Source organism: Fontibacillus forbon, from assembly GCF_046559655.1.
Taxonomy (GTDB): Bacteria; Bacillota; Bacilli; order Paenibacillales; family Paenibacillaceae; genus Fontibacillus.
Genome location: NZ_JBKGFV010000001.1, coordinates 654,559 through 672,764, shown reverse-complemented (window position 1 = coordinate 672,764; position 18,206 = coordinate 654,559). Strand labels below are relative to the sequence as shown.

Annotated in this window: 24 protein-coding genes; 2 read left to right on the top strand and 22 right to left on the bottom strand. The window is 50.2% G+C overall.

The window, feature by feature from the left end; all coding sequences use genetic code 11:
• Window positions 1-26: 26 nt before the first annotated feature.
• From folD to ACLB09_RS02885, 21 genes are all read right to left on the bottom strand, one after another.
• On the bottom strand, window positions 27-884 hold the full coding sequence (folD, locus tag ACLB09_RS02985) for a bifunctional methylenetetrahydrofolate dehydrogenase/methenyltetrahydrofolate cyclohydrolase FolD (RefSeq protein WP_410768261.1): 858 nt from the start codon (window positions 882-884) through the stop codon (window positions 27-29).
• 43 nt (window positions 885-927) lie between these two features.
• Window positions 928-1,383, bottom strand: coding sequence for a transcription antitermination factor NusB (nusB, locus tag ACLB09_RS02980; protein WP_410768260.1), 456 nt, complete (start codon window positions 1,381-1,383; stop codon window positions 928-930).
• A 185-nt stretch (window positions 1,384-1,568) separates the two neighbouring features.
• Window positions 1,569-1,802: a DUF2273 domain-containing protein gene (locus ACLB09_RS02975; RefSeq protein ID WP_114495067.1), complete on the bottom strand. Its 234-nt coding sequence runs from the start codon at window positions 1,800-1,802 to the stop codon at window positions 1,569-1,571.
• A gap of 11 nt (window positions 1,803-1,813) precedes the next feature.
• A complete protein-coding gene (gene amaP / locus ACLB09_RS02970; protein WP_410768259.1) occupies window positions 1,814-2,356 on the bottom strand; it encodes an alkaline shock response membrane anchor protein AmaP in 543 nt (180 codons plus the stop codon).
• 81 nt (window positions 2,357-2,437) lie between these two features.
• Entirely contained in the window at window positions 2,438-2,845 is a 408-nt protein-coding gene (locus ACLB09_RS02965) for an Asp23/Gls24 family envelope stress response protein (RefSeq protein WP_410768258.1), read from the bottom strand.
• Between the two features lie 137 nt (window positions 2,846-2,982).
• Window positions 2,983-4,326: an acetyl-CoA carboxylase biotin carboxylase subunit gene (accC, locus tag ACLB09_RS02960; RefSeq protein WP_410768257.1), complete on the bottom strand. Its 1,344-nt coding sequence runs from the start codon at window positions 4,324-4,326 to the stop codon at window positions 2,983-2,985.
• A 60-nt stretch (window positions 4,327-4,386) separates the two neighbouring features.
• Complete coding sequence (gene accB, locus ACLB09_RS02955; protein WP_410768256.1) at window positions 4,387-4,875, bottom strand: acetyl-CoA carboxylase biotin carboxyl carrier protein; 489 nt, start codon at window positions 4,873-4,875, stop codon at window positions 4,387-4,389.
• A gap of 214 nt (window positions 4,876-5,089) precedes the next feature.
• Window positions 5,090-5,908: a SpoIIIAH-like family protein gene (locus ACLB09_RS02950; protein WP_410768255.1), complete on the bottom strand. Its 819-nt coding sequence runs from the start codon at window positions 5,906-5,908 to the stop codon at window positions 5,090-5,092.
• A 30-nt stretch (window positions 5,909-5,938) separates the two neighbouring features.
• The gene (gene spoIIIAG / locus ACLB09_RS02945; RefSeq protein WP_410768254.1) at window positions 5,939-6,583 is read right to left on the bottom strand and encodes a stage III sporulation protein AG; all 645 of its coding nucleotides are present in this window, start codon (window positions 6,581-6,583) and stop codon (window positions 5,939-5,941) included.
• Window positions 6,584-6,602: 19 nt separating this feature from the next.
• A complete protein-coding gene (spoIIIAF, locus tag ACLB09_RS02940) occupies window positions 6,603-7,367 on the bottom strand; it encodes a stage III sporulation protein AF (RefSeq protein WP_410768253.1) in 765 nt (254 codons plus the stop codon).
• 33 nt (window positions 7,368-7,400) lie between these two features.
• Window positions 7,401-8,594, bottom strand: a complete 1,194-nt coding sequence (gene spoIIIAE, locus ACLB09_RS02935; protein WP_410768252.1) for a stage III sporulation protein AE — start codon at window positions 8,592-8,594, stop codon at window positions 7,401-7,403.
• A gap of 17 nt (window positions 8,595-8,611) precedes the next feature.
• Window positions 8,612-9,001 carry a stage III sporulation protein AD gene (gene spoIIIAD, locus ACLB09_RS02930; protein WP_410768251.1) on the bottom strand — a complete coding sequence of 130 codons (390 nt, stop codon included), beginning with the start codon at window positions 8,999-9,001 and terminating at the stop codon, window positions 8,612-8,614.
• Window positions 9,002-9,012: 11 nt separating this feature from the next.
• Window positions 9,013-9,216 (bottom strand): stage III sporulation protein AC, encoded by a 204-nt coding sequence (gene spoIIIAC / locus ACLB09_RS02925; RefSeq protein WP_009225775.1) that lies wholly within the window; start codon window positions 9,214-9,216, stop codon window positions 9,013-9,015.
• A gap of 60 nt (window positions 9,217-9,276) precedes the next feature.
• Entirely contained in the window at window positions 9,277-9,795 is a 519-nt protein-coding gene (spoIIIAB, locus tag ACLB09_RS02920; protein ID WP_410768250.1) for a stage III sporulation protein SpoIIIAB, read from the bottom strand.
• Window positions 9,788-10,780, bottom strand: a complete 993-nt coding sequence (spoIIIAA, locus tag ACLB09_RS02915) for a stage III sporulation protein AA (RefSeq protein ID WP_410768249.1) — start codon at window positions 10,778-10,780, stop codon at window positions 9,788-9,790. Before spoIIIAA ends, spoIIIAB begins: the two co-directional genes overlap by 8 nt.
• A gap of 96 nt (window positions 10,781-10,876) precedes the next feature.
• Window positions 10,877-11,143, bottom strand: coding sequence for a YqhV family protein (locus tag ACLB09_RS02910; RefSeq protein WP_410768248.1), 267 nt, complete (start codon window positions 11,141-11,143; stop codon window positions 10,877-10,879).
• A gap of 259 nt (window positions 11,144-11,402) precedes the next feature.
• Window positions 11,403-12,656 (bottom strand): aspartate kinase, encoded by a 1,254-nt coding sequence (locus ACLB09_RS02905; RefSeq protein ID WP_410768246.1) that lies wholly within the window; start codon window positions 12,654-12,656, stop codon window positions 11,403-11,405.
• A gap of 221 nt (window positions 12,657-12,877) precedes the next feature.
• On the bottom strand, window positions 12,878-13,435 hold the full coding sequence (gene efp / locus ACLB09_RS02900) for an elongation factor P (RefSeq protein ID WP_410768245.1): 558 nt from the start codon (window positions 13,433-13,435) through the stop codon (window positions 12,878-12,880).
• Window positions 13,436-13,519: 84 nt separating this feature from the next.
• The gene (locus ACLB09_RS02895; protein ID WP_410768244.1) at window positions 13,520-14,593 is read right to left on the bottom strand and encodes a M24 family metallopeptidase; all 1,074 of its coding nucleotides are present in this window, start codon (window positions 14,591-14,593) and stop codon (window positions 13,520-13,522) included.
• Between the two features lie 58 nt (window positions 14,594-14,651).
• Window positions 14,652-15,092: a type II 3-dehydroquinate dehydratase gene (aroQ, locus tag ACLB09_RS02890; protein ID WP_410768243.1), complete on the bottom strand. Its 441-nt coding sequence runs from the start codon at window positions 15,090-15,092 to the stop codon at window positions 14,652-14,654.
• 131 nt (window positions 15,093-15,223) lie between these two features.
• Entirely contained in the window at window positions 15,224-15,718 is a 495-nt protein-coding gene (locus ACLB09_RS02885; protein WP_410768242.1) for a YqhR family membrane protein, read from the bottom strand.
• Between the two features lie 148 nt (window positions 15,719-15,866).
• On the opposite strand from ACLB09_RS02885, the gene ACLB09_RS02880 reads away from it, so the two are divergent.
• Window positions 15,867-16,868 (top strand): DUF1385 domain-containing protein, encoded by a 1,002-nt coding sequence (locus ACLB09_RS02880; RefSeq protein ID WP_410768241.1) that lies wholly within the window; start codon window positions 15,867-15,869, stop codon window positions 16,866-16,868.
• Between the two features lie 7 nt (window positions 16,869-16,875).
• A complete protein-coding gene (locus ACLB09_RS02875; protein WP_410768240.1) occupies window positions 16,876-17,202 on the top strand; it encodes a hypothetical protein in 327 nt (108 codons plus the stop codon).
• Here the strand turns inward: ACLB09_RS02875 and ACLB09_RS02870 are convergent.
• Window positions 17,196-18,167, bottom strand: coding sequence for a patatin-like phospholipase family protein (locus ACLB09_RS02870; protein ID WP_410768239.1), 972 nt, complete (start codon window positions 18,165-18,167; stop codon window positions 17,196-17,198). The two genes, ACLB09_RS02875 and ACLB09_RS02870, sit on opposite strands and share 7 nt — an antisense overlap.
• Window positions 18,168-18,206 lie beyond the last annotated feature (39 nt).

Sequence of the window (18,206 nt, the reverse complement as noted above, 5' to 3'; positions counted from 1 at the left end):
CCCCTTTCCGTTCCAGCCTGCCAAACTTAAACCAGGCCGCTCAGTCGTTTCGCCGCAATCAGCGTGTTCTGCATTAACATCGTGATCGTCATCGGACCGACGCCGCCAGGTACCGGAGTAATCGGGCCGGAAACTTCCTTCACGCTTTCGAAATCAACGTCGCCGGCCAGCTTGCCGTTATCCAGCCGGTTCATACCGACATCAATGACGACCGCGCCCGGCTTCACGAAAGAAGCATCCACGAAGTTGGCGCGTCCAATGGCCACCACCAGGATGTCCGCCTGTTTGGTCAATTCCTTCATGTTGGCGGTACGTGAATGACACATCGTAACGGTGGCGTGTTCGCGTTGCAGGAGCAAGGATACCGGTTTGCCGACGATATTGCTGCGTCCGATCACTACAGCATGCTTGCCGGCAATTTCAATGCCTGTCCGCTTGATCAATTCGATAACGCCAGCCGGCGTGCACGGCAGCAGACTGTCGTCACCGATGACGAGGTTGCCCACGTTGACCGGATGGAAGCCGTCGACGTCTTTCTCTACGGCAATCGCATCGATCACGGCTTTCTCCTCAATATGTTTCGGCAAAGGCAATTGCACAAGAATTCCGTGAATATTGTCCTGGTGGTTCAGCTTGTCCACCAGGGACAAAAGATCGTCCTGGGAAGTGGAAGCCGGAAGGCGATGTACTTCCGAATAATAACCCAGATCATGGCATGCCTTCTCTTTGTTCCGGACATATACCTGGGAGGCTGGATCTTCTCCAACGAGAACGACGGCGAGCCCGGGTGTTAAGCCCTGCTTTACCAAAAGTTCAACCTCGCCCCGCAGGGCTCCTCTAATCTCCTCCGAAACTTGCTTGCCGTTAATGAGTGGTGCTGACACAGATATCCTCTCCTTATGATCAAGTTTATTATTTTATCAAAAATTATTTATTCGCCTTCAACCGGTCCAAATCTTGGATCATTTTCCCCAATACGCCGTTGACAAACTTTCCCGAATCGGCCGTACCGAAATGTTTAGCCAATTCGATAGCTTCATTAACGGCCACCTTCCCGGGTACATCATCACGGAAAATCATTTCATACACCGCTTGACGCAGCACTTGCCGGTCGACTTTGGACAAACGGCTGATCTGCCAGCCTTTCAAATAATCGGACAACAGTCCGTCAATCGCTTCTTTCCGGCTCCAGGTCCCGTTTACCAGTTCCAGAATAAATTCCTTGGCTTTAGCTCCGCTCAAATCGGAGACCTCCACCTCTCCTTCATTCTCGCCGGCAGCTTCGGCAAGCAGCATCGTTACCGCTTCCTCCGCCTCAACCTCGTTCATTTCCATATGATACAAACTTTGCACTGCAATTTCTCTCGCCAATCTTCGTTTCATGGGTTGCCTCCTTAACATGATCTGAGCTTATCTTAATCATGAGCCAAAATTGCTCCGATCATCACGAATTCCAATTTCCTTGTTTAAACTGCATCTTTACGCAAAAAAACCTGTAACATGCTCTCTCCACAAAACGGGCAAGATGAAAACGGTGCTCTTTTTCCGGAGAAAGCATATCACAGGAATCATTTAAAAGGTCGCCAGCGCGAGACCAGCCAGTTCTTTAACTCGCCCCATGGCAGGAAGGAACCTTGGTCCAAATCCTTGTACTTGCCGATCGTGTACCCGACAAATAGTAAGAGGGCGCAGAACAGCATATTCCAAAATCCGAAAAACAGATAGATCGGGCATAAAAACACGGCCGCCCCCAACCCAAGCAGGCGTCCCCTGTGACTCTCCCACAGTTGCTTCCAAAACACTGCGCTTCCCCCTATTCAACCCGGCTTTTCATGACAGGCGACTGGACAAGGTTAGCAATATAGACCGACACATAAGACACCGGTATCCCTGTAACTTCCTCTACGTGATCATGAACCTGCTTTTGTACTTCCTCGGTCAGGGCAGGGATGGAGGAGTCTCCGTCAACCATAGCCCGAACCATAATTTCCAGACCCGATTCCGTAATCCGGATTCTCGTCTTGACTTCGCGAACACCTCGAACGCGGGATGCCGCTTTATAAGACAGGTTCTCGATCGTTTCGGTCGAAATCTGGATATCGCCGTATTCGGTCCGTTGATCGATCGAGGTGAGCGAACGGCGGTCCCGGCGGATGGAGATGTAGAAAAAACGGATGCTTAGTATGAAAAGGATCGCAGAAACTACAATCGCCGCGATAAACAAGCCCCGATCTTCCTCAACTATGTCAAGCGAGAAAGGAACCGCATCGCTCAGCAGGAGGATGGCTAATACGGATAATATTCCGATACTCAAGCTGTATACGAACAGCAAAAGTCTGTCCAAAATTTTGGCCACGACGGGAACAGCCCCCTTAATCAATTGTCTGAAACTATAGTAAACCCCTGACGCGATCGGTCGGGGGTTCGGTGCCAGGCATTATTTCACCCGATGGCTCAATTCAGTTTCTTCGTTTCGTTCTGCTGCTTTGAAAATAACGTCGTGAATATGTACGTTGACTTCCACCACAGTCAGCCCGGTCATCGTTTCAATAGAACGCTTGACGTTGCGTTGGATTTCCGTAGCCACTTCCGGCAGACGGTTGCCGTATTCCACGATCACGGACACATCCACAGCCGCTTCGCGTTGGCCTACCTCCACTTTAACGCCTTTGGACAAATTTTTTCTTCCAAGCAGTTCGGCAATGCCGCCGGCAAAACCGCCGCTCATACCGGCAACGCCTTTGACCTCCACGGTAGCCAGGCCCGCGATCACTTCAATGACTTCCGGTGCAATTTGGATCTCGCCGATCTCTGTCCGTTCGAATTCCGTAGGTAAAGAACTCATTCTATCATCCACCTCTCAATAAGTATGACGCGCTCTTTAAAGCATATAATTCAGTCTCGATTTATAGCTAAAGACCGCGCACTTATTATAAATACTATATCATTTCGGGTTCATTATGACAAACCGGAGACTTGTTTTTAAATCTCGTGTTCTTCCAAAAATTTAATGTCAAAATCACCCTTAAGGAATACCGGATGCTCCAGTAGTTTCTGATGGAACGGAATCGTGGTGTGAATGCCTTCGATCGCGAATTCGGACAAAGCGCGCTTCATCTTGGCGACCGCTTCTTCCCGGGTTGCCCCCCACACGATCAGCTTCGCAATCATCGAGTCATAGTACGGCGAGATCGTATAGCCCGGATATGCCGCGCTGTCCACGCGGACTCCAGGGCCGCCGGGAGCGAGATAAAACCCGATTTTGCCAGGTGAAGGCATGAAATTCCGGGAAGGGTCTTCCGCATTGATCCGGCATTCGATAGCCCAACCGTTCAATTTCACGTCATCTTGCGTAAAGGAAAGCGGATTTCCTTCCGCTACAGAAATCATCTCCTGAATCAGATCGTACCCGGTGACCATTTCCGTGACAGGATGCTCTACTTGAATCCGCGTATTCATTTCCATGAAATAAAATTGACCGTCCGGACCAAGCAAAAATTCAAGCGTACCCGCACCGGAATAGTTTACCGCCAAAGACGCGCGAACGGCCGCTTCGCCCATTTCCTTCCGCTTTTCGGGCGAAAGCACTGGGCACGGCGCTTCCTCGACCAGCTTTTGACGGCGGCGCTGCACCGAACAGTCACGCTCGCCTAAATAAACGGCGTTTCCATGCTTGTCGGCAATGATTTGGATCTCGACGTGCTTCATACCGGTCAAGTACTTCTCCAAATAGACCCCGGCATTACCGAATGCTTTTTGGGCTTCCTGCTGGGCTGTCGTGATCTGCTTGACCAGGGATTCCTCATCCTCGGCAATCCGGATTCCTTTACCCCCGCCTCCGGCGGTCGCTTTAATGATGACAGGGTATCCGATATCGCGTGCAACCATCATCGCCTGCTCCAGGTCTTCGATTAAGCCGTCGGAGCCTGGAATGACCGGAACATTCGCTTCTTTCATCGTCTGCTTGGCCACGGCTTTATCCCCCATCTTGGTGATCGCTTCGGGCGAAGGACCGATAAAGGTGATATTGCAAGAACCGCAAATCTCCGCAAAGTCCGCATTTTCAGCCAAGAAACCGTAACCCGGATGAATAGCGTCGCAGTCCGTTAAAGTAGCCACGCTCATCAGATTCGTGAAGTTTAAATAGCTGTCTTTCGACAATGTCGGACCGATGCAATAAGCTTCATCCGCAAGCCGGACATGGAGCGAATCTTTGTCGGCTTCCGAATATACCGCAACGGTTGAAATTCCGAGCTCGCGGCAGGCGCGAATAATACGAACCGCAATTTCACCGCGGTTCGCAATCAATATTTTATGAAATTTCACTTGTTCCCATCCTCCTTGGAAAGCTTACCGCACCTCTTGAATAAGGCATCGGTATGCGTATTACTCCGGCTTCACCAGAAAGAGAGGCTGTCCGTATTCCACGAGTTGTCCATTCTCTACGAGAATATCGGTAATTTCGCCTTTGATTTCGGCTTCCAGTTCGTTCATCAACTTCATGGCCTCGATAATACAAACCGTCGTTTTCTCTCCAACCTTGTCTCCGATATTCACAAACGAATTAGCGTCCGGAGAAGCTGCACGATAAAATGTTCCTACCATCGGTGACACGATCGTATGTAGGTTAGCTGCCGTTTCCGCCGGAGTTGTTGCCGCTTCCGCTGCAACGTTCGCGGCGGCGGTTGGTGCCGGTATGGCCGGAGCGGCTGCGCTTGCGATTCCGGATACTACCGTCGGCTGCAGTTGCACAACTTCGCTCTTGCCGGGCTTGCGAATGCACAGGCGTGCACCTTCGTTCTCAATCTCCAGTTCATGTACGGACGTTTTGTCCAACAATTCAATCAATTCCTTGATTTCATCCAATTTAAACATGTACGTTTTCACTCCTTCAGCTTTTTCAAACAAAGCCTTGGCCTTCTTAAAATCTGATCCTTATTTGAATCCTTTACCGTAACTTTATGTATTATATCACAATCGATTAAAATGGAAAGAGTCCAAGCTTTACTTGGACTCTTCCTACTTCGGCGCGTTTTTGCAATGTTCGCCAAATTTCGAGCGGGATCATTTCCTGCAGGAGTTATCTTCCTTATTGCGTTACATATTGCACGCTGACTTTATCTTGAGAAATGCCAAGTTCCTTGATGACCAGGTCCATAATACCTACAGCTTCATTGGCAGCAAGCTTTTCGCTCACGACGAGCACTTTATATTTGTTGTCGCTTTCGGTAACGACAGCATTCGCATACTTTTGTTGTAATTTTTCTTCGATATCATAGATTTTCTCTTCTTTTTCTTCTAGTGCATTCAGCTCTTGTTGGGCCATGGCCGCTTCATCCAAAGTCTTGCTGCTGTCATTGATCGTTTGCATCAGTTCGTCCAGCTTCTTGGCGTTTGCATCGGAACGCTGGAATTGATAAGCCGTCAGCGAATCGGTTCCCGAAACGCCTTGGGTTTCCAATTGTTTCAGCACGTCTTCGTCCTTGGTTGCCGCACTGTTCTCGGAAGAGGAAGATTCGGCGCCATTTTGATTTTCCGTCTTGCCATCCGATTGCTCCGACTCCGTACCGCTGTCTTGGGCGGCCCCGTCACTCTCAGAAGCATCAGGTGTTTTCGTATCGGAGGCAGCCTCCGGGTTTTGTGCAGGATCTACGATTTCTCCCTCCGTAATAACCGGATTCTCCTCTCCCTCCGCAACCACTTCGGACAAGATCACTTCATCACCTTCGGCTAATTCACTGCCTGTAACCGTCTCCTGGTTCTGTCCGTTATCCATTGTAGTTACCTGCTGGCCATCAGCAACCTGATTTTTTGAAGGTGTATCTTCGGTAAAAAGATAGTATGCGGATAAAACCACCATCAAACTAAGCATCGATACCAGCCATACGGTCTGTCTTTTAGATTTCATTGAATAATTCCTCCCATAAATAAATTGGTTTTATTGCGATTGCTTTCTCGGAACTACGGAAATCCGGTAAGCCGGAACGTTCAGTCCTTTCTCAACGGCATCCACGATCAGCGCTTTGACGGTTTTGTTTTCGGCACCCCTGGCAACGATCAGCACGCCCCGTACTTTCGGTTTGATCTTTTTCGTAACGATCGGCTGTTCATTCCCGGAGGCGTCGTAAGTAACGATCTGGCCGTCTCGGGAATATTGGTTGATGTTCCGCTTCCCCCCGTCGGCGTCGGTCTCCTCGGTCATTTCCTGGGTATCCTTCATATTACGCTGGACGATGATTTCTTCCGTCGAATCGATCGTTACCATTACGTCGACTGCCCCGACCCCGACGATTTTTTCCAGAATTTCCTTTGTTTTGTTTTCAAACGATAGCTCGATTTGCGAGAAGGGACTCTCTTCCTGACCGCTCTCCGAAAACGATGAAGACGTCATTTGCTGCATCGCCGGAGGTTCTCTTCCCTCCCCGCCGGGCTCTACACGTTTCACATTGACAAAGGAATTGAACAGCATGATCGCCAGCCCCACAAGGCCTACGATCAGCAACAGGCGAAATGTCTGGCTCCTTTTTTTGCCGTCAGCGCCTTTTCCGAGCCATTGCTCCAGTTTCTTCAGCCATCCCGGCATCCGCCTCACCTCCTTAACGTTATTCCCGGCTTGTATCCGTTACGGTAACGGATTCCCGGGATATCCCCCATTCCCGATACAGCAAGTCTTCAATCTGCCCCTCCACCAGAGCGTGGATCTGCTTTTTCTCCATGCTATCCGCACTCTGTTCCGATTTTCCGCTTTCCGGTTTCGCCATGGCTTCTATGGTCTGCGCTCCGCTTCCTTCCGGAGGGTTAGACAAGTCTACTTTTACTTTTTGCACCGGCTTTATCCCTGAAGACTCGCCGCTTTTCTGTTCGTTCACGGTATCTTGATCTTGCTTCATGACCACTTCCACGGTTTTGATGGAAGGCGCGATCTCTTCGGTTTTTTCCTTAGAGCGGGTCTCTTCGGCGGGCTTTCCTCCGGTCAAAGTGACCGTTACTCGTTCCACCGCCAGGCCGGTTTCGCGTTCAATTTGTCCCTTCATTTGCCTGGCTGCTTCTTCCCCCGCCCACTGAAGGGCTTCCTGTTCATTTTGCTTTCTCAGCTGTTCGCCTTGCCGGAGGATAACCTCCGTACTTTCTTTCGTACCGGAATACTCCGGATCGTCCCAGCTGCCCGCAAAAGCCGACTCGATTTGCTGCTCGGCATCGGAGGAGAACAGTCTCATGACCGGAGACAGCAGCGTCAACAAGATCAGCAGACTGACCACAAATTTCACGTAACGTTCCATAGACCGGTTGGGGAGCAGCAGATCGATGAATACCGCAATCAAGACTACCAATATAATTTCTTTCAGCCATTCTCCAAGAAAATCCATTCGCTTTCACCGCCTAGCCCCTTCTTTTCCCGGTCATCTCATCATCATTGTGACATTGCCTGCCGTCAGCATGATCGTAATCGCCAGAAAGAACATCATTCCCACTGCTGCCAGCGCCGCAAACACGTACAACATACTTTTTCCTATCGTTTCCAGACAGGTTACGATCGGCGATCCGCCAAGCGGCTGCATGACCGCGGCCGACAAATTAAAGATGAGTGCCAGCGTCAGTATTTTGATCGCCGGGAAAGCGCAGAGGAAGAGAAGGATGATGACGCCAACCAGACCGATGGAGTTTTTCACGAGCAATGAGGCCGAGATCACCGTATCGGTTGCATCCGCAAACACTTTGCCGACGACCGGCACGAAATTTCCGGTAAGGTACTTCGCTGTCCGCAGCGTCACCCCGTCTGCCACGGATCCAGTGATGCCTTTGACGGAAATCACGCCCAGAAAAACCGTCAGCAGGACGCCGAGTAGCGCCATCCCAACCGTCCTCAGCAGGTTCGCCAGTTGAGTTAATTTGTATTTGTCGGACAAAGAGCTGACAATATGAAGCACCGCAGAGAAGAATAACAAAGGAAAGACGATGGTATGAACGACCGTACCGACCGTATGGACCATAAAGACGACCAGCGGATGCGTCACCGAAACGGTTACCACATTTCCCATGGAAGCTAACAGCGTGAACAATAACGGCACCATCGCCATCATAAAATCGATCATCCCGGTGATTGCCCCGGTCGCGTAAGTAATCGCCACATGGAAGCTGTTGATAGCCAGAACCAGAACGACCATGTAGCAGATCGAGTAAGCTACCTTGCTGACCTGATTCCGTTCGAAAGCGGACTGCAGCGTCTCCAGAATCATACTGAACACGGACAACAGGACGATGGTCACGAGAATATGTCCGTTGTATAGGACCTCATGCCACATGTATCTCATTAAGCCCGTCAAACCTGATTTTAGAGAGAACCCTTGATCTTTGGAAAAAAGCATATCCATAAAGGAAGGCATGTTCCCGTCAGGAAAAAACCCGCCGTAATCTTTCATCAAACTCTGCCAGTAGGACTCCACCTGATCCGTGGGAAGTTCCTCCGCCTGACGATGCATCCAATCATCCGCGGGACCTTCGGCCATCACCCGCAGCGGCAGCCAGAAGAGCAGGAGGCCGAACATGATCATAAGCCCCGTTTTCAGCACCCATCCGGAATCCCTAACTCTCATTCTTGTCCCACCTTCGTTTAAGCCGGCAGCAGCTTGATGACCGTTTCGATAATGATGCTGATAATCGGAATAGCCAGAACCATAATCAACACTTTTCCTGCCAGCTCGATTTTGGATGCGATGCTTTCCTGGCCCGCATCCCGGACGATTTGCGCTCCAAACTCGGCGATATAAGCAATACCGATGATTTTTAAGATGGTTTTCAAATAAATCATCTGCACGCCGGAAGACTCCGCGAGCTTTTCCAGAACCTCGATAATTCCGCCGATCTTGCCGACCAGGTAAAGAAAAATATAAATACCGGTGCTTGCAGCGATTAAAAATGCGAACAGCGGCTTTTGTTCTTTGATGACCAGGATCAACACCGTCGCCACGAGCCCAAGTCCTACAATCTGGATCATTTCCACGGCGTTATCACCTACTGGAAGAGAAAAATCGACTTGATTTCCTGAAACAGGCTGTCCAGCAACCGGATGACCATGAACAGCACGACGACGAAGCCGATCAGAGTCACCCAATGAGCCATGTCTTCTTTGCCCATTTGCTTCAGCACGGTGTGAATCATGGCGATGATGATTCCGATGCCCGCGATTTGAAAAATGGCGTTCACTTCTATGTTCATTGATTTGGCACCTCGCTATCATATTCACAGGCGATAACAGGAGTAGGGAGGGTAAAGGATTTAGTAGAACAAAATGACGATGAACGCTCCGCACAGCAGCCCCAGGCTTTTGAACATTTTTTCATAGCGGTTTTGCTCGTCCCGTGCCGCAGCTTCCTCGCTTTCCAGTTGGCGGACCGCTGTTGCAATATGTCCCAGCTGGTCCTTCCGGTCGCTTGTCCCAAGTGTAAAGCTCAGTTGGTTCAGCACATCCTTTTCTGCCGCCTTCATTGCCGTAAACCGCCAGGAAGCCTCTATCGAGCTCTGCAAGCTGTCTTGCGCCGTCCGGTTTTTCGGCGGGTTCATTTCGGCGGCGGCGCCGGAGAAAATCGCTTTGATCGGCTCGCCGCTCTGCTCGCCGATTCGCTGAAGCGCATCCGGCAAAGGTGTGAAGCCGTACATAATTTCCGTCTGAAGCCTTCTCAGCGCCAGAATCAGCTTGCGAATCTGGTTTGGCCTGTTTGCATACTGCCTGGCTTGAAGCCAGCCGGAGACTGTTGCGGCAGCTATGACCAGAACGGCTCCGATTATTTTAAGCATGCTCTTCCCTGCCCTTCCAGCCCTGATCCTGGACCCTCCTTCGTTTTCCGTCCCATAGACGAAATGCCATCCCACGCTCCGTTCGCCTAACTACCGCGAACATTTGGAAGAATGAAGACTCAAACAGCTTGGACAGCGCCGGGCGGGAGGGCATGTCTTCCACGCTGGAACCGTGCGCCGTAGCGATCACCCGTACGCCGGCATGAAGCGCTTCTGCCAAAGCCTCTGCATCTTCCGGCCTCCCGATCTCGTCCACGATCAAAACATCCGGAGACATGGAGCGGATCATCATCATAATTCCCTCCGCCTTAGGGCAGCCGTCCATCACATCCGTGCGCGGCCCGACGTCAAAGCTGGGCACACCCCGTTTGCTTCCCGCGATTTCGGAACGCTCATCGATCACTGCAACCTTTAGCCCGGGCCATCTTGCTTCAGGATGTCCCCAAGAGCCGCTGCTGATCTGGCGTGCCAAATCCCGGACCAGAGTCGTTTTTCCTTGCTGCGGAGGGGAGAGGATCAGCGTATGAAACACGCTTTGATGCTTAAAATCGAGAAGATGCGGTAAAATCGGATCGGCGATACCGCGGATTTCCCGTGCGATCCGGATGTTAAACCCGCTAATATCGCGCAAATGCTCTACTCTGCCGCCGCTAAGCACGGTTCTGCCGGCCAGCCCGATCCGATGGCCTCCCGCGATGGTAATAAAGCCTTTACGAAGCTCTTCTTCCATCGTATAAAGCGAGTGGTTCGTGATCAGATCCAGCAACCGATTACTATCCTGCTTCCCCGGAATGAAGGCGGCTCCGGGCTCACGGGTCATTCCGCCATCAGGAGTCAAAAAATAGTAGCGGCCTCCGGCGTTTACTTCAAGCGGACGTCCCTCACGGATCCGGACCTCTTCCAGCCCTGCGAAAATAGTAGGCGGAAGCTTGGCCAGCAGAGCACGGAGGTTGTCGGGAAATACGGTCAGCCAGCTTTGGTCCATAGACGTTCCCCCAAAACTCTTTCTCGTAAATGATCAATTCATAAGTCGTATACATCATGTTTATGCCTGTACTTCGTCTTTATGACGGTAAATCTATCATTTCTTTAAAATGCCGATTAAGAGACACGCGACCCCGCTAGCGATCCAAAGCATCTTCCCCCAGGAAAGCTTATCCGCCATCCCCGCGAGTCCGATCCCCGTCGTAATGATCAGTACGGTGGGACCTACCAGCGCCAGCGCGGAATTGACCGCAAGCGCCTTGTCTACCCGCCCGAGCCTTAACATGAGCAGCGCTGCCGCGATTTCGATGGAACCTGAGATAATCCGGAGTGAGGCCATCCCGGTCACGAATTTATCAAGCATAATGCCCTCCTTCTTGTCCAAAGTTGCTTATTTTATCGATATGCCGCAAAAAGGGGTTTTATTAAAAAAAGAACATTCCGGAAAATCTTGAAAAGCTCTTCTGCTTGGTCTCCTCTCTCTCAAATTCAAGGGATTTCGAAATAGAACAAAAAAGCTGCCCTAAAGTAGTTCACACTACGATAGGACAGCTTTGATTTATGGTTTCGAAATAATCTCTTTGATAATGAGGTTCAATTATGGTTTTTCGTTATGATGAATCCTAACGGCGATCCTGTGGCCCGCCGACAAAAACCTGGCTTTCCGTGTCCAAGCCATAAGCGGTGTGCAGCGCCTTAACGACTTCGTTCAGCTTGCTGCCGTCGATGACGCATGACACTTTGATTTCCGAGGTGCTGACCATTTTAATGTTTACGCCCTCTTTGGAAATAACGTCAAACATTTGAGCAGCTACGCCGGGATGACTAACCATGCCAGCGCCGACAATCGACACCTTCACGAGGTTGTCTTCGGAAGTGACCTCCTCGAACGGCAGCTCCCCGCGAATTCCGCCCAGCACGTTCAGCGCCTTCTCCCGGTCGGACAAAGCTACGGTGAAGCTGAAATCGGCCTTGCCGTCCGTAACGCCGCTTTGCACAATAATATCCACGTCGATTTTGGCCTCAGCCAGCGATCCAAACACTTTCGCCAGCACGCCAGGTACGTGGGATACGCCCAAAATGCTGATCCGGGCTACATTTTTATCGTAAGCAATTCCGCTAACAACTACACCTTGTTCCATATTGACTTCCTCCTTGACTACTGTACCTTCATTATGGTTAAAGCTGGAACGGACGACGAGACGAACCTGATGATGCTTGGCGTATTCCACCGCGCGGGGATGGAGTACAGCCGCCCCCAGATTGGCCAATTCCAGCATCTCGTCATAAGAAATCTCTTCCAGCTTGCGGGCATTCTTTACGATTCTCGGATCCGTGGAATAAATACCATCGACATCCGTATAAATTTCACAGAAATCAGCGGATGTTGCTGCGGCCAAGGCGACAGCCGTCGTATCCGATCCGCCGCGTCCGAAGGTGGTGATCTCCCCCTCTTCGGTCAATCCCTGGAATCCTGCCACGATTACGATGTTGCCTTCCTCAAGCGCCCGTTTTACGCGTTCAGGCCGTATATCTGTAATCCTTGCCTTTCCATGCACGGGTTCCGTGCGGAATCCCGCCTGCCAGCCCGTAAATGACATCGCTTTGCGGCCAAGCTGATGAATCGCGATCGACAAGAGTGCGATCGAAATTTGCTCGCCGGTCGTCATCAGCATATCCATTTCACGCAGCGGCGGATCATTGTTCAGAAGTTTTGCCTGATCGATCAGATCGTCCGTGGTGTCACCCATCGCTGAGACGACAACCATCACCTGATGCCCTTCATCTTGTTTTTCAACGACGCGCCGGGCAACGCGCTGCATGCGCTCCGTATCCCCTACGGAGCTCCCCCCGAATTTCATCACATATAAAGCCAAGTCGGACCCTCCCTAATGTGTCTCAATCCTATCCAGCAAGTTTATCTGCGGGCATAATACCTTTTTTCAATCAGTAACGCTTTAAACCAGTATAATACGAAAGACTAGAAGGAAGTCAATGCTTTTGGCGACATTACAAAAAATTCCCCCATCCGGGAAGGATGGAGGACGGCGGTTAAGATCGAAATCTTGTAAGATCCGGCAGAACCGGCCGAAAAAAACTATGCGCGGGAAATGTACTTGCCTTCGCGAGTATCGATAAGCAGCACGTCGTCTTCATTAATGAAGAGCGGCACTTGAACGTTGAGGCCGGTTTCGACCTTCGCATTCTTCGTAGCGCCGGTTGCCGTGTTGCCTTTGATGCCAGGCTCGGTTTCAACTACGCGCAGTTCAACGCTGTTCGGCAGGTTAATCCCGAGAATTTCGCCTTGGTAGCTAACGATTTTAACGTTCATGTTTTCTTTAAGGAAGTTCAATTCCCATTTCAGTTGCTCCGCAGTCAACGTAAATTGATCGTAGGTTTCATTGTCCATAAAAGCATGCTCTTGGCCGCTTGCATACAAATATTGCACGTCACGGTTTTCGATCAAAGCGCGGCCGATCGTTTCACCGGCACGGAACGTTTTCTCCACCGTATTGCCGTTGCGTAGATTTTTCAATTTGGAGCGTACAAAGGCAGCGCCCTTGCCCGGTTTAACATGCTGAAAATCAAGTACCGTAAAAATATCGCCGTCAACCTCGACGGTTAAGCCTGTTTTAAAGTCGTTTACTGAAATCACAAAAGAACCTCCTCAAGTGGGTTAAACTATTTATTATTTATTATTAATTAAAAATTACCCATTTCACAGTCCTGCATTCGGACATTAGCCTAAAATAATAAAATCCTTGGTGGATTCGGTCAACCGCCGGACACCGGTTTCGGTGACCACGACATCGTCTTCAATCCGCACTCCGCCAAAGCCCGGTATGTAAATGCCCGGTTCCACGGTCACGACCATCCCCGGCTGAAGCACGTCATCGCTCTGTTTGGAAAGGCGCGGTGCTTCATGCACCTCCATGCCCAGTCCATGGCCCGTACTATGGCCGAACTGATCGCCGTATCCGTAACGAGCAATGATATCGCGGGCTAAAGCGTCTCCTTCGCGACCGGTCATGCCGGGACGGATGAATTCCAGTGTATGCATTTGGGCTTCAAGCACGATGTCGTAGATTTCACGGTGCTTAGGTGACGGTTCTCCGATAAATACCGTACGCGTAATGTCCGAGCAATACCCGTTCATATATGCGCCGAAATCCATCGTAACGAATTCATTCTTTTGAATGACTTTGCTGCTCGCCACCCCATGCGGCATAGCCGAACGCTCACCGGAAGCCATGATCGTCTCAAAAGAAGTTCCGGACGCACCGTTTTTTCTCATGAATGTCTCAAGTTCCAGCGCCATATCCCATTCCGTTACTCCCGGTTTCAGTACTTCCAACATATGCAGGAAGGTCCGGTCCGCCAGATCGGCCGCTTCTTTCATCAAGGACAGCTCATCGTTGTCCTTAAACTGGCGTAAACCTTCGACCAGTCCGGTTACCGGGACAAGCTGACAAGGATGAAGATCGCGCTCATAAGACCGATACGTGGAGAATACCACATTCTGTTCCTCGAATCCAAGCCGGGTAATTCCTTCTGCCGCAAGTAATTGCTTCAAAGTCTCGGTCACGGAAGGACCGTGCTCCACGATTTGAAATGCAGCCGCCTGTTCAGCCGCTTGCGTCGTATAACGAAAGTCTGTCAACAGATAGGCTTTTTCCTTTGTGACTAAAACATACCCTGATGATCCGGTAAAACCCGTCAAATAGCGGCGGTTCACATCACCGGTAATCCAGACGGCTTCGATCTGCTGAAGCTCCATGGCTTTACGAAGCCCGATAACACGTGTGCTCCCCATAATTAGCTCTCCTTAATATTCAACTTAACCACCATAACTAAGCTTACATCCAAAGTGTTCATTTCTGCTGCAAATGCCGCTTGATCGCCATCAAGCCCATGTCATACCCGTAAGATCCGAATCCGGCGATCTGGCCCACCGCTACCGGGGCAATCACCGAATGGTGCCTGAATTCTTCGCGGGAATGAATGTTGGACAAATGAATTTCCACCGTCGGAATGCTGACCGAAGTAAGCGCGTCCCGAAGCGCATAACTGTAGTGGGTCAACGCTCCCGGGTTAATCAGAATGCCGTTGCAAGATCCGTGCGCTTCATGAATTTTGTCGATCAGGGCCCCTTCGTGGTTGGACTGATAGAACGCAAGCTCGATTCCTTCTTGCTCCGCGAGCTTGTTCAGCCGTTTTTCAATGTCGCTTAAACTTTCGGAACCATATACCCCAGGTTCGCGAATCCCCAGCATATTGAGATTCGGTCCATTCAGCACAAGGATGCGAAACATTCTGCTCACCCTTCCTAATTTAAGAGGTCGTTCAAAATTGTTGAAACCCCGCTTTTTTTGAACACGCACTGTAAAAATAACCAAAAGTTATTTTAACATACGCAGGATGATGTTGAGAAGCTTTTTTGTCCTTATTGGAGAGCACCTTCAGGTTCGCGCACTCTTTCGTTCGTATACTCCTCAGCCGCCGTGTAGCCGATAAACAATCCCCACAACAGAAACAAGCAAAATTCACTGAAACCCGTATTGAAGGAAAGCTTCTGAATCGGCTGGGTCATTCCGAACAACGGCCCGAGTGCCATAAATATGACGAACCACCAAACCACGCCATAGACCAAGCCCGGGAAAGGTCCTTTCATCTTCCGGAATAAAAGCGTATAAATCAAAGCCGCTATCATCGAAAACAGAATAAAGAACAGCCAGCCGACATAATAACCCGATTGGGTTTGCAAAAATTGATGTTTGAAAAAAGGTTCCACTAAATATCCCGGCAATACGGATGTAAAGCGCATATAATAAAACAAGCCTTTAACGCCCCCCCAGATCAGCCCGGCAAAAAATCCGATCTGCAAGGAGAAAAACCATATATTTGTACTCTGTTTCCGGCTGTCTTTTTGTTGATTCATCAGAATCTTCCTTTCCTGAAAAAGTCCGAACTATTTGCCGGTTAGTATGCGCAAATTGAAAAAGACTAATCAAACTAGAATTTGCCCCCAAAGTTCGATACAATGGAAACAGAAATACTCCAATTACTACTCTAGGAAGGTGAATTAGTTGCCTGAGCAATCCACACCAACGATATATGGCGGCCAAGCCGTTATGGAAGGCGTCATGTTCGGCGGGAAACACGTCAATGTCACTGCAGTTCGCCGTAAAAACGGAGAGATCACCTTCTTGGAAGTTCCCAAGCAGGATAAGGACTGGGTGAAGAAGCTTCGTAAAATACCGCTTCTCCGTGGTCTGGTCAGCATTATAGACTCCAGCGCCAAAGGTTCGAAGCATTTAAACTATTCTGCCGAGGCCTTGGCCGATGACGAGACCGAGCCGGAAGAACGCGCCAAGCAAAAAGAAAAAGAGGAATCCGGATTCTCCCTCTCCATGATTATAGGCGTGGCTGTCGTAGGCGTTCTATCCTTCATAGTCGGCAAGCTCATTTTTACGCTTGTCCCGGCATTGGTTGAGCAATTTCTCTTCCAGCATGCATTCGACAATCAGACATTGCATACGCTGATTGAAGGGGTCATCAAAATTGTGCTGTTGCTGGCCTATTTATGGATCTTGTCGCAAACGCCGATGATCAAGCGGCTGTTCCAATATCACGGTGCCGAGCATAAAGTGATCAGCGCCTATGAAGCCGGCGAAGAACTGACACCGGCCAACGTGCAAAAATACAGCCGGTTGCATTACCGCTGCGGCAGTAGCTTTATTATTTTGACGGTAATTGTCGGCGTAATCATTTATTCCCTGCCTATTTTCAGCTGGGACAATGTGTGGGAACGGATGTATATCCGTGTGTTGCTGCTTCCTGTCGTTATCGGCGTGTCCTTTGAACTCCTCCGCTTTACAAATGCGGTTCGGGACATCCCGGTGCTTCGTTTCCTCGGTTACCCTGGACTGTGGCTTCAATTGTTGACTACGAAAGAGCCGCACGACGACCAGGTTGAAGTATCCATCGCTTCCTTTAACCGGATGCGTGAACTTGATGCCGAACTGGAGCAGACTTCAGTGACGGAAACCACGGTTGGCCGTTCTTCCTTGGATCCCGTGAAAGGATGATAACGACATGAGCAAAAAACAGGCCATTCTATTCTGGGTTGTCATCGCACTTGCCATATTCAGCATCATAAATGGACTGTTTGCGGGAGGCAGTTTCTCTTTCGGAGGTCTCCTGATTCCTCTCATTATAGCGGGAGTAATATTCTTGCTTTACAAATATCCCCCGCGAAAATACAAGAAACAAACGCCGAAGATCAAGCCTTCGGCCCGTACCATGGCCAAAATTGCGGCGGAACGCCGTCCGTCCTCCGGTACAAAACGTAAATCCTACCCTTTTCAGGTCATCGAAGGCCAAAAGGGAAAAAACGACGACGATCTGCCGAAATATCACTGATTTAAATGAGCCTGCTGATACTTTATGAACTGCTCTTCATAATACTGGGCATTCCAGTCTCCGAAGAAGCGGTTGCCGGACCGGAGTCCGGATTCATAGAGCAGCAGGCTCTCTTCTTTTTCAATATGAAACTGGGTCGTCGATATGCCCAGCGTCGGAATCTTTATGGTCCGGTACCGGTTCGATTGTTCGATATAACGTTCATCATGAGCGGACAACATGGTCTCCACCAGTGCTTGAAGCATCGAAAAAGGGCCGCGAATCTCATGCGGCTGATTGCTGTTCTTCCCCACCATTTGAAACCCTACCGTCGGAATCCTCTTCTCGTCATTTGCCGTTTGATCGCGGTCAAACAACCATAAGGGAAAATTGCTAAGCAGCCCGCCATCCACGACATGCAGGAATTGATCGCGAAACTTCTTGCCTTTCGCCATCCTGGTAGGTAAACGCAGCAGCACGGGATCGAAAAAATAAGGGATGCTGCAACTCATCCGTACGGCTTTGGCAACCTCGAACTTCGCCGATGACAATCCGATCTTCGGCAAATCATCGGGCAGCACCAGAATTTTGCCACCGGTGATGTCCGAAGCGATTATCTTCAGTTTGCCTTCCTCCAGATCGCCGAACGTCCGCACTCCCTTTTCCATTAAAACCCGGCGGATCCAATCCTCCAAGGCTTCTCCGGAATATAATCCTTTTTTCACAAGCACTCGCAGTGCTGGTCCGATGAATGCCGTATTGAATAGGGGAGCCCGTTTTAAAAAGCTGGAGAACGATGTTTCCAGAATGATGACCTTCATCTCTTCAGCGGTATAGCCGGCAGCGATGAGTGAAGCCACAATAGAGCCCGAAGAGGTACCCGCTACCTGGTTAAATCGGGCCCCATGGCATTCAGCAGCCCGGACTGCCCCCGCCAAGGAGATTCCCCTCACCCCTCCGCCCTCGAACACCCCGTTCATGAGCATAGAAAAACCCCCATCCCATACACAAGTCTTATGCTTATG

Bases quoted from the DNA above. Each gene is read 5' to 3' on its own strand.
- nusB (WP_410768260.1), bottom strand. From the start codon at position 1,383: ATGAAACGAAGATTGGCGAGAGAAATTGCAGTGCAAAGTTTGTATCAT.
- ACLB09_RS02965 (WP_410768258.1), bottom strand. From the start codon at position 2,845: ATGAGTTCTTTACCTACGGAATTCGAACGGACAGAGATCGGCGAGATC.
- accB (WP_410768256.1), bottom strand. From the start codon at position 4,875: ATGTTTAAATTGGATGAAATCAAGGAATTGATTGAATTGTTGGACAAA.
- ACLB09_RS02950 (WP_410768255.1), bottom strand. From the start codon at position 5,908: ATGAAATCTAAAAGACAGACCGTATGGCTGGTATCGATGCTTAGTTTG.
- spoIIIAG (WP_410768254.1), bottom strand. From the start codon at position 6,583: ATGCCGGGATGGCTGAAGAAACTGGAGCAATGGCTCGGAAAAGGCGCT.
- spoIIIAF (WP_410768253.1), bottom strand. From the start codon at position 7,367: ATGGATTTTCTTGGAGAATGGCTGAAAGAAATTATATTGGTAGTCTTG.
- spoIIIAE (WP_410768252.1), bottom strand. From the start codon at position 8,594: ATGAGAGTTAGGGATTCCGGATGGGTGCTGAAAACGGGGCTTATGATC.
- spoIIIAC (WP_009225775.1), bottom strand. From the start codon at position 9,216: ATGAACATAGAAGTGAACGCCATTTTTCAAATCGCGGGCATCGGAATC.
- spoIIIAB (WP_410768250.1), bottom strand. From the start codon at position 9,795: ATGCTTAAAATAATCGGAGCCGTTCTGGTCATAGCTGCCGCAACAGTC.
- spoIIIAA (WP_410768249.1), bottom strand. From the start codon at position 10,780: ATGGACCAAAGCTGGCTGACCGTATTTCCCGACAACCTCCGTGCTCTG.
- ACLB09_RS02910 (WP_410768248.1), bottom strand. From the start codon at position 11,143: ATGCTTGATAAATTCGTGACCGGGATGGCCTCACTCCGGATTATCTCA.
- ACLB09_RS02895 (WP_410768244.1), bottom strand. From the start codon at position 14,593: ATGGGGAGCACACGTGTTATCGGGCTTCGTAAAGCCATGGAGCTTCAG.
- aroQ (WP_410768243.1), bottom strand. From the start codon at position 15,092: ATGTTTCGCATCCTTGTGCTGAATGGACCGAATCTCAATATGCTGGGG.
- ACLB09_RS02885 (WP_410768242.1), bottom strand. From the start codon at position 15,718: ATGAATCAACAAAAAGACAGCCGGAAACAGAGTACAAATATATGGTTT.
- ACLB09_RS02875 (WP_410768240.1), top strand. From the start codon at position 16,876: ATGAGCAAAAAACAGGCCATTCTATTCTGGGTTGTCATCGCACTTGCC.
- ACLB09_RS02870 (WP_410768239.1), bottom strand. From the start codon at position 18,167: ATGCTCATGAACGGGGTGTTCGAGGGCGGAGGGGTGAGGGGAATCTCC.